The sequence below is a fragment of the Nocardioides sp. NPDC057577 genome (assembly GCF_042801335.1).
In the GTDB taxonomy this organism is placed as follows: Bacteria; Actinomycetota; Actinomycetes; order Propionibacteriales; family Nocardioidaceae; genus Nocardioides.
On sequence record NZ_JBHVGB010000214.1, the window covers coordinates 1 to 9383 of the forward strand.

The following is a 9383-nucleotide window of genomic DNA, read 5'->3' on the forward strand; positions in this document are numbered from 1 at the left end:
GACCTGCTCCTCCGCGAACGAATAACCCGGCGCGCTATCGCACACCCGGGTCGTCCGCGCCGCCATCGCACCGCTGGTCGGCCGGGATGCGCTGGCTCGGCCCACATTCCCGCCATGGCGGGAAAATGCCGCGCCCCGCCGCAGACCCGCCGCGCAGATCCCCGCCATGGCGGGAATCTGCGCCGCAGCGCGAACGCCCTAGTCCAGCAGCGAGCCCGGGATCTGCCCGTGGCGTACGCGCTGGGGGTGGTTGCCTACGTCGAGATAGGCGAGCTCCTCGCCGGTGCGGAAGTCGATCACGGCGACCGCGTCGGCGTCCGACAGCGACGCCCAGCAGGTGTTGCCGAGGCCTTCGGTGGTCCAGTAGGGCTTGCCGTAGTAGTGGCCGGTGGTCTCCTCGTCGAGGATGGTGTGCTCGCCGCTGGAGCGGTCGACCATCGCGACATAGTCGTCCATCGTGCCCGCCGCGCACAGGGTCTCGCCCTTGGCATCGATCGAAAGACCGTGGTGGGCGGAGTCGTTGACGTAGAGCTCGCGGGGCAGCTGGGTGTGCTTGGGGAGCTGGATGACGCGGGTGACGGCGCCGGTGCGGGGCTCCTCGACGGAGCCGGTGGAGTAGCCGACCTTCCCGTCGATGTCGGCGGCCTGGGTGTCGAACTCGACGATGCCGTGCAGGAACGACATCTGGAAGTAGATGAACCGCTCGCCGGGCGCGACCGCCATCGGGCGTACGGCTGAGGAGATCGAGGGGTAGCCGGCCTCCTCCAGCTCCTTGCCCATCTCCCAGCGCTGGGAGACGTCGAAGCTGGACTCCTCGACGATCTCGAACCAGCGGTCGCCCTTGATCGCGTCGTGGATCGGGCCGATCTTGATCGGCGGGAGCAGGTCGGTGCCGGGGATGGTGCCGAGGCCGAGCTGGTCGAGGTTGATCAGCGGCAGCGAGTCGAGGGTGATCTCCTTCTGGTCGCCGGGCAGGTAGACGCGGCCGATGGAGGCGTGGAAGATGCGCGAACCGTCCTCGGAGTAGTTGTTCTCGTGGGGCGTCTCGCCCGACTCGAACGTACGCAGCCGCTCACCCGTCCGCGGGTCGCCCGCCCCGCCCATCCAGTACTCGTGCACCGATCGCGAGGTCGAGTCCGAGACCAGCAGCTTGGTGCCGTCGGGGGAGAGGCCCATGTGGTCGGTGCGATGGCCGTCCATCTGCTGCTCGACCACGACGGAGTCGGGCGAGCCCGCGAGTGCCTTCGCGATGTCGATCCAGACCACGTCGGCGAGGCTGGGCCGCGAGACCGCCAGCAGCTTGCCGTCCCGGGTGGTGAACATGTCGTCCACGAGCTGGTCGTTGCCCTCGCCGGGGCCGTAGCGGACCAGGTAGTACATCGCCAGGCGCTCGGGATCCTGGTGGATCTCGGCGATCTCCTGCTTCTTGTCCGGCACCAGGTCGATGTCCTTGCGCAGCACCTCGAGGCTGCGAGCGTCGACGATCGAGGCCGTCCCGTCCCAGTTGTTGCCGACGACCATCACGTCCTGCAGTTCCGGGGTCGCGCTCGCGCTGATCGCTGGAGCGGCTGCGGTGAGCGAGAAGACGAAGAAAAGGGCGACCGTGACTGCTGCCGCACGACGCATCGCGGGACCTCCTGGGGGATTCGGTTATCTGAGACACAACGTCTCGGGCCCGCGGAGGTTACGGGCGGTACGCGGTGGGTGGGTCAGCGTCGTCAGAAGCCGAGGCTCGCGTTCTCCAACAGCGTGATCCGCTCGGCCGGGCCGTCGAAGGACAGCCCCCGCACCTCGTGACGCCCGAAACAGAAGAGCAGGAGCTCGCCGACAGGGCCGGTGATGGTGACGGGCTCCTCGCCGGGCCGGAGGGTGGCGGTGTCGGTGCCGTTGCTGACCACGAGCGGGGTGCCCGCGGACCGGACCAGGCCCTTGCCGAGCAGCTTCAGGGTGCGCCAGAGCTCGCGCTCGGCAGCGGCGGGGAGCGTACGCGGTGCCCAGCCCGGCTGGGCGCGGCGGAGGTCCTCGTGATGGACGAAGAACTCCACGGTGTTGACCGCCTTGTCGATCGGCCCGAGCGCGAACGGGGTGCCCTTCGGGTCGCGGAGGCGGTCGGCGAGAGCCTCGAGCGGCTGGACGGCGTACGCGGCCTCCGCCTTCCTCAGCACGGGCACGAGCGGTGTCCAGAGGTTGCCCGCCGCTGCCCACGGGCGGCGTTCGCGGACGAGCAGGTGCACCAGCAGGTCCTTGACCTCCCAGCCTTCGCAGAGCGTGGGGGCCGTCGGCCCGAGAGAGACGGCGGTGTCGCACAGGGCGATGCGCTCGGAGCGCGCGAAGGAAGCCACGGCCTGCACTCTATCGAGCCGGTGCCACGTCGAGGGCGACCAAAAAAATTCGTCGCAGCCACGGTGCTGGCCTAGGCTTTACCTCGAGATGAGCGACGAGGAACTGATACCCCAGCGGGCCACGACGACCGACGGGTTCAAGGTTCTCGGAGTCGCCATCCGGCGCGAGTGGGCGGTCTTCACGCTCTCGACCCTCGGCTCCGCGCTCTTCGGGGCGCTGACCGTCGCCGACGCCTGGGTGCTGGGCTGGTCCACCGACCACGTGCTGGTGCCGGCGCTGCGCGACGGCGAGATCGGCGCCGGCTGGCTGTGGGCCGTGGTGGGGCTCTTCGTCGGCGTCGCGATCCTGCGGGCCGTCGGGGTGGTGGCACGGCGGCTGGGCGCCGGGGTGATGCAGTACCGCATGCAGGCCCATTCGCGCCGCGCGGTCACCCGTCAGTATCTGGCGCTTCCTCTCGCCTGGCATCACCGGCACCCGACCGGCGAGCTGCTCTCCAACGCCAACTCCGACGTCGAGGCGTCCTGGGCGCCGATCGCGCCGCTCCCGATGGCCGTCGGCACCCTCGCGATGATGGTGATCGCGATCGGGCAGATGTTCTGGACCGACGTCGTCCTGGCCTCGGTCGCGATCCTCGTGTTCCCGGCGGTCGTCGTCGCCAACCTGGTCTTCCAGCGCTTCTCCTCGCCGCTGATGACCCGCGCCCAGCAACTGCGCGCGGAGCTCTCCGGGATCGCTCACGAGTCCTTCGACGGCGCCCTGGTCGTCAAGACGCTGGGCCGTGAGGCGGAGGAGACCGCCCGCTTCCAGGACAAGGCCCAGGAGTTGCGCGACGTCAACATCCACGCCGGCCGACTCCGCGCCGCCTTCGACCCGGTCCTGGCCGCACTGCCCAGCATCGGCGTCCTCGCCGTCCTGGCCGTCGGCGTCGGCCGCGTCTCCAGCGGAGCCGCCGCGCCCGGTGACGTCGTCCAGATCGCCTTCCTGCTCACCATCGTCGCCTTCCCGATCCGTTCCTTCGGCTGGCTGCTGGGGGAGTTCCCGCGCAGCGTGGTCGGCTACCGGCGGGTCCAGCGGGTGCTGGACGCGACCGGACGCCTGGCCTACGGCACGGCGAGGACCAGCCGCGAACCGACCGGCGCTCGCGTCCGGGCCGAGGGGATCTCCTACGCCTACGCCGACGGCCCGCCGCTCCTCGACGGCGTCGACTTCGAGGTCGAGCCGGGGCGTACGGTCGCGATCGTCGGCGAGACCGCGGCCGGCAAGAGCACCCTGACCATGCTGCTCGCGCGGCTGGTCGACCCGGAGTCCGGCCGGATCACCCTGGACGGCACCGACCTGCGCGACCTGGACGCGGGGGAGTGGGCCCGGGTGGCGGCGCTGGTGCCGCAGACGGCCTTCGTCTTCGACGACTCCGTACGCGGCAACGTCACCCTCGGCGCAGACCTCACCGACGACGAGGTCTGGTCCGCGCTCAAGGCGGCCCAGGCCGACGGCTTCGTCACCGCACTGCCCAACGGCCTCGACACCACCCTCGGCGAGCGCGGTGCGAGTCTCTCCGGCGGGCAGCGGCAGCGCCTCGCGCTGGCCCGAGCTCTCGTACGCCGCCCACGACTCCTGATCCTCGACGACGCCACCTCGGCGGTCGACCCCGAGGTCGAGCAGCGCATCCTTGCCGCGCTGCGGAGCGGCGACGGCCCCGGCGACACCAGCCTCGTCGTCGTCGCCTACCGCAAGGCCACGATCGCGCTCGCCGACGAGGTCGTGCACCTCGAGAACGGCCGCATCCGCGACCGCGGCACCCACACCGAGCTGCTCGCCCGCGATGACTCCTACGCCCGCCTGGTGAACGCCTACGAGACCCCGGAGGTGGCCCAGTGACGGCGACTCTCGAACCCGAGACCCGGGTCGGCAGCGGCGAGGAGCTCGGCGCGATCGAGACCATCCGCCGGGGCATCAAGCACTCCCCGGAGCTGGTCGAGGGCATCCGCGGCACGTTCGCGCTGGCCGTGGTCGCGAGCGTGGGGCAGGTCGTCGTACCCATCGTGGTCCAGCAGACCCTCGACAACGGCTTGAGTGGTCCGGACGGCCCCGACCTCGGCTACGTCCTGCGCGCCGGTCTCATCGCGGTGGTCGCCATCGCGGTCACGGGCGTGGCGTCGTTCCTGATGACGAGCCGGCTCTTCACCGCCGCCGAGCGGGGCCTGGCGACGCTGCGTACGAAAGCCTTCCGGCACGTCCACGACCTGCCGATGCTCACCCAGTCGACCGAACACCGCGGGGCGCTGGTCTCGCGCGTGACCAGCGACGTCGACCAGGTCAGTCAGTTCATCGTCTTCGGCGGTCTGCTCTTCGTCGTCAGCATCGGGCAGATGCTGATCGCCACCGTCGTGATGGTGGTCTACTCCTGGCAGCTCGCGATCCTGGTCTGGCTCTGCTTCGGTCCGCTCTTCCTGAGCCTGCGGTTCTTCCAGCGCAAGCTGTCCGCGGCCTACACGCTCTCCCGCCGCCAGGTCGCCAAGATGCTCTCCGCGGTCTCCGAGCCGGTCGTCGGCGCCGCTGTGGTGAAGGCGTACGCCGTCGAGGACCGCACCCAGGAGCGGATCGACCGCGAGATCGATGCCACCAGCGCGGCCCAGATCAAGGCGCAGGCCTACACCTCGGTCTTCTTCAGCCTCGGCGGCCTCTCGGGTGGCCTCGCCAACGCCGGTGTGATCGTCGGCGGTGTCCTGCTGGCACTCGCCTACCAGGGCACCGGCGGTGCACTGACCGTCGGCGAGATCCTGGCCTTCGCGTTCCTGGTGACGCTCTTCGTGGGTCCCGTGCAGATGGGTACGCAGATCCTCACCGACGCGCAGAACGCGATCGCCTCCTGGCGGCGCACGATCGGGATCCTGGACACGCCCGCGGACCTCGTCGACCCGGGCGCCGACGGCACGGTTCTGCCCCGCGGCCCGCTCTCGATCGAGTTCGACGCGGTCACCTTCGCCTACCCCGGCGGCCGTCCGGTCCTCCACGACATCTCCTTCGAGATTGCTCCTGGCCGCCGGGTCGCCGTGGTCGGCGAGACCGGGTCGGGGAAGTCGACGATCGCGAAGCTGCTGACCCGGGTGATGGACGTGACGGAGGGCAGGGTGCGCCTCGACGGCGTCGACGTACGCGAGATCGGCAACGCCTCGCTGCGCACCAGCGTCGTGCTCGTCCCGCAGGAGGGTTTCCTCTTCGACTCCACCTTGGCCGACAACGTCCGCTACGGGCGGCTGGACGCCACCGACGAGGAGATCGAGGAGGCTGCCCGGGTGCTCGGCCTGGGGGACTGGCTCGCCGGTCTTCCCGCCGGCGTACGCACGAGCGTCGGGCAGCGCGGCGAGTCCCTCTCGGCGGGGGAGCGCCAGCTCGTGGCGCTGCTGCGCGCCCAGCTCGCCGACCCGGACCTGCTGGTCCTCGACGAGGCCACCTCCGCCGTCGACCCGCGCCTGGAGATGCGGATCAACCGGGCGCTGGAGCGCCTGATGAGCGGACGCACCTCGGTCACCATCGCCCACCGTCTCTCCACCGCCGAGGCCGCCGACGAGGTGATCGTCGTCGATGCCGGTCACCTCGCCCAGCGCGGACCGCACAGCGAGCTGGTGGCTCAAGCAGGATCCACCTACGCCCGCCTGCACGCCTCCTGGGTCGCCCAACAGGGCAGCTGAGCCGGCGGCGTCGGGCTCAGGCGTCCCACCACGACAGATGCGCGGCGGCCTCGGCGGCCGGCTCGATGATCTCCCAGACCTCGGCGATCATGCCGTCCTCGAACCGGCAGATGTCGACGACGGTGATCTCGGGTCCGCCCGGCAGCCGGCGACGGGTGTGCATCATGACGTGGCCGTCGGCGGCCAGCACGTGCTTCACCTCGACCTCCATACCGTCGATCCGCTCGAGCGAGCCGCGGACGGCGTCGAGCCACTGCTCCTTGGTGGACGAGGTCGCGTCCGGTCGGTGGTGACGGAAGTCCGGGGCGAGCAGCTGCTCGACGGGCCCGGTGTCGCCTGTTGCGACAAGGCCTGCGAAGGCGGTGGTGAGGGCCGTGACGGCGTCGGTGGATGTGCTCTGTGTGGTCATGTCGCCAGTGTGTTCGGGGTCCGGACCGGTGTCGATGACATGGGAGTTCATGGCGCCGGACCGGCAGATGAGCGATCCTGGGGCCCATGTACACGGTCGGCGAGATGTTGCGGGAATGGCGGCATCGACGTCGCCTCAGCCAGCTCGACCTGGCGATCGCCGCAGACGTCTCGGCACGCCACGTCAGCCTGGTCGAGACCGGCCGGTCCCGGCCGAGCACCGAGATGATCCTCCGGCTCGCCGACCAGCTCGACATCCCGCTGCGAGACCGCAATCGGCTCCTGCTCGCCGCGGGTTTCGCGCCGCGCTACACCCAGCGGCCCCTCGAGGACGATGCGCTCGCGTCCGCTCGCGAAGCCATCGGCCGGGTTCTCCGCGCCCACGAGCCCTACCCGGCCCTGGTGGTCGACCGCGGATGGAACATCTTGATGACCAACCGCGCGGTCGACCAGTTCTTCGCCGGCGTCGACCCCGAGCTGCTCGAACCACCCGTCAACCTCGTACGCCTCGGCCTCCACCCTCAGGGACTGGCACCTCTGGTGGTGAACCTGGCCGACGTACGCGCCGTGTTCCGGGCGCGGGTCAGGCGCCAGCTCGCCGTCGTCGCGGACCCGGAGCTGACCCGGCTCTACGAGGAGGTGCTGGCTCCGGCCGGTCAGGACGAGGAGGGGTCGCTCGCACTCGAGGCGGATGTCGTGATCCCGATGACGCTTCGCGTCGACGGCCGCGAGCTCAACCTCTTCTCGACCATCACCACCTTCGGGACCCCGATGGACATCACCCTCGACGAGGTCGCGATCGAGTCCTACTACCCGGCCGACGAGGCGAGCGCCGCGTACTTCGCCGATAGGGAGCGTTAGGCAGCCAGTGCCGTGAACGGCGCCCAGGGCAGGTTGCGCAGGACCGTGAAGGCCACGGTCAGCGTCAGCCACGTGTAGAGCGCCGTGCGGGAGCGGGCCCAGCCGGGGGCGGGGTGGCCGCCGACACGGCCGCGGAGCCAGAAGAACCAGAGCAGCCCGAGCAGCGGCAGCCCGAGCAAGAACATCAGGGCGTTGTGGCCGATCGCGCCAACGAGGTCGCCCGACAGGAGCGACATCGTCCCGCGGGTCATCCCGCAGCCGGGGCAGTCGATCCCGGTGAGAGCGTGGACCGGGCAGGGTGGAACGTAGGCGATGAGCCCGGGAGAGGTGGCGAAGACGGCCGCGAGGCCCGCCCCGCCGGCCACGACGGCCAGTGGGACGAGCCCCGCGCGCACCCGTGAGGGTGTGGTCACATGGTCCCCGACTGGGCGGCCATGCCGAGGCCGAGGACGACCGAGGCGATGATGTAGAGGACGATCACGACGACGCCGGTGACGGCGCCGATGATGCCCCACTTCTTGGCGCCCTCGGCGTCGCCCTGGACGGCCTTGACGATCGAGACGATGCCGAAGGGCAGGCAGCAGAAGATCGTGACCAGGATGCCGATCACGAGGGCGCTGGTGTCGGTCTGCTTCGCCGGTGCCGGCTGCGGGGTGGGGTTAGCCATGGTGGGGTGTTCTCCAGTTTGAATAGTCGACCCGGAGGGTCGGCTGACAGGGCCTTACCGAGACCGGCCCAGATGACCGGGTGAGTGTGCCAGCCCGGTGCTTCCGCGGCCCCGGAATAACGCCGCGACATGCCGGTTGTGTCCGTACTGTTGCCCAGCGGGATACTGGAGCCGTGACTACTGGACCCACGAGCGAGGGACTGGACCCCGCCATCGCAGACCGGCTCAAGCGCAACCCCGACGGGCTGGTGCCCGCGGTGGCGCAGCAGCATGACACCGGCGAGGTGCTGATGCTCGGCTACATGGACGACGAGGCCCTGGCGCGCACGCTCGCGACGGGCCGGGCGACCTACTGGTCCCGCAGCAGGCAGGAGTACTGGGTCAAGGGGGAGACCTCCGGCCACCGGCAGTACGTCAAGGAGGTCCGCCTGGACTGCGACGGCGACACGATCCTGCTCAAGGTCGACCAGGAGGGCCCGGCCTGCCACACCGGCGACCACACCTGCTTCGACGCCGGCCTGATCTCGTCCGGCCTGATCTCGTGAAGGCGTCCTTCGGCCCGACCGTCACCACCGGACTGATCGGCGCGGCCCTGGCCGCCTGGGCAGGATCCAACGAGTGGGTCAAGGTCACCGCCCCGGCCCAGATGCCGGCCGACCTCAACGACTCCCCGGCCACCACCGGCCTGGCCCTGGTCGCCCTCGCCGCCTGGGGTGTGGTCCTGGTCACCCGTGGCCTCGTACGCCGTCTGGTGGCTGCCCTCGCGGGCCTGGCCGGGATCGGCGTGATCGTCACCTTCTTCGGCCATGCCGGGATCGACGCGCTCGGCCGGGCGATCGACTCCGAGGTCGTGTGGGGCGAGACCGAACACGCCACCACCCCCTGGCCCTACCTCGCGCTCCTCGGCGCGGTCCTGACCGTCGCGGCGGCCGTCGCGGCCGTACGCCTTGCTCCGTCGTGGCCCGAGATGGGCCGTAGGTACGACGCCCCGGCGGCCGCGAAGCCGGAGCAGAAGCCGCTGGAGGAGCAGTCCACGATCGATGTCTGGAAGTCGTTGGACGAGGGTCGGGACCCGACAACGGGCGATCAATGAATACACTGCAGCCAAGCAAAGTGAACTCGTAGAGGAGCATCGCATGTCCGCCAGCCACGGCAACACCCCGGCAGCCTGGATCGCAGTCGCGGTCGGCCTCCTCGGCTTCCTGATCGGCAGCGTCGCCATGATGCTCGACCCGATCAGCTGGTTCGTCTTCTGGATCGGCGTCGCCGTCACCGTCGTGGGCGGCCTGCTCTTCATCGTGCTCTCCAAGCTCGGCTTCAACGTCGAGTCACACTGAGCCTGACAGACAGCGAGGCCCCCGGCGGATCCGCCGGGGGCCTCGCTGATTCCTGAGCCGGGCTCAGTAGGTGGT

At 70.3% G+C, this 9383-nt stretch carries 11 protein-coding genes; 6 read left to right on the forward strand and 5 right to left on the reverse strand.

Features of this window, described 5'->3' with window-relative positions; genetic code table 11:
• Positions 1-198: 198 nt before the first annotated feature.
• Together ACFU7D_RS26650 and ACFU7D_RS26655 are read right to left on the reverse strand one after the other, a co-directional pair.
• Entirely contained in the window at positions 199-1626 is a 1428-nt protein-coding gene (locus ACFU7D_RS26650; protein ID WP_378873070.1) for a YncE family protein, read from the reverse strand.
• Positions 1627-1718: 92 nt separating this feature from the next.
• A complete protein-coding gene (locus ACFU7D_RS26655) occupies positions 1719-2342 on the reverse strand; it encodes a TIGR03085 family metal-binding protein (protein WP_378873072.1) in 624 nt (207 codons plus the stop codon).
• Between the two features lie 88 nt (positions 2343-2430).
• Here ACFU7D_RS26655 and ACFU7D_RS26660 point away from each other — a divergent pair, with 88 nt between their 5' ends.
• Both ACFU7D_RS26660 and ACFU7D_RS26665 read left to right on the forward strand, forming a co-directional pair.
• Positions 2431-4221 carry an ABC transporter ATP-binding protein gene (locus ACFU7D_RS26660; RefSeq protein WP_378873074.1) on the forward strand — a complete coding sequence of 597 codons (1791 nt, stop codon included), beginning with the start codon at positions 2431-2433 and terminating at the stop codon, positions 4219-4221.
• On the forward strand, positions 4218-6035 hold the full coding sequence (locus ACFU7D_RS26665; RefSeq protein ID WP_378873076.1) for an ABC transporter ATP-binding protein: 1818 nt from the start codon (positions 4218-4220) through the stop codon (positions 6033-6035). The genes ACFU7D_RS26660 and ACFU7D_RS26665 overlap by 4 nt, the downstream gene beginning before the upstream one ends.
• A gap of 16 nt (positions 6036-6051) precedes the next feature.
• Here ACFU7D_RS26665 and ACFU7D_RS26670 read toward each other — a convergent pair whose 3' ends face one another.
• On the reverse strand, positions 6052-6444 hold the full coding sequence (locus tag ACFU7D_RS26670; protein WP_378873078.1) for a nuclear transport factor 2 family protein: 393 nt from the start codon (positions 6442-6444) through the stop codon (positions 6052-6054).
• 86 nt (positions 6445-6530) lie between these two features.
• Between ACFU7D_RS26670 and ACFU7D_RS26675 the strand changes: the two genes are divergently transcribed.
• Positions 6531-7304 carry a helix-turn-helix domain-containing protein gene (locus ACFU7D_RS26675; protein ID WP_378873080.1) on the forward strand — a complete coding sequence of 258 codons (774 nt, stop codon included), beginning with the start codon at positions 6531-6533 and terminating at the stop codon, positions 7302-7304.
• On the opposite strand, the gene ACFU7D_RS26680 is transcribed toward ACFU7D_RS26675, so the two are convergent.
• Positions 7301-7717 (reverse strand): DUF2752 domain-containing protein, encoded by a 417-nt coding sequence (locus tag ACFU7D_RS26680; protein WP_378873082.1) that lies wholly within the window; start codon positions 7715-7717, stop codon positions 7301-7303. The two genes, ACFU7D_RS26675 and ACFU7D_RS26680, sit on opposite strands and share 4 nt — an antisense overlap.
• Positions 7714-7971, reverse strand: a complete 258-nt coding sequence (locus tag ACFU7D_RS26685; RefSeq protein ID WP_378873084.1) for a CD225/dispanin family protein — start codon at positions 7969-7971, stop codon at positions 7714-7716. The genes ACFU7D_RS26680 and ACFU7D_RS26685 overlap by 4 nt, the downstream gene beginning before the upstream one ends.
• A 173-nt stretch (positions 7972-8144) precedes the next feature.
• On the opposite strand from ACFU7D_RS26685, the gene hisI reads away from it, so the two are divergent.
• From hisI to ACFU7D_RS26700, 3 genes are read left to right on the forward strand one after another with little or no spacing between them, the layout of a single operon-like run.
• A complete protein-coding gene (gene hisI / locus ACFU7D_RS26690) occupies positions 8145-8516 on the forward strand; it encodes a phosphoribosyl-AMP cyclohydrolase (protein ID WP_378728458.1) in 372 nt (123 codons plus the stop codon).
• On the forward strand, positions 8513-9064 hold the full coding sequence (locus ACFU7D_RS26695; protein ID WP_378873086.1) for a Trp biosynthesis-associated membrane protein: 552 nt from the start codon (positions 8513-8515) through the stop codon (positions 9062-9064). The genes hisI and ACFU7D_RS26695 overlap by 4 nt, the downstream gene beginning before the upstream one ends.
• Before the next feature lie 43 nt (positions 9065-9107).
• Positions 9108-9308, forward strand: coding sequence for an HGxxPAAW family protein (locus tag ACFU7D_RS26700; RefSeq protein WP_091046498.1), 201 nt, complete (start codon positions 9108-9110; stop codon positions 9306-9308).
• Positions 9309-9383 lie beyond the last annotated feature (75 nt).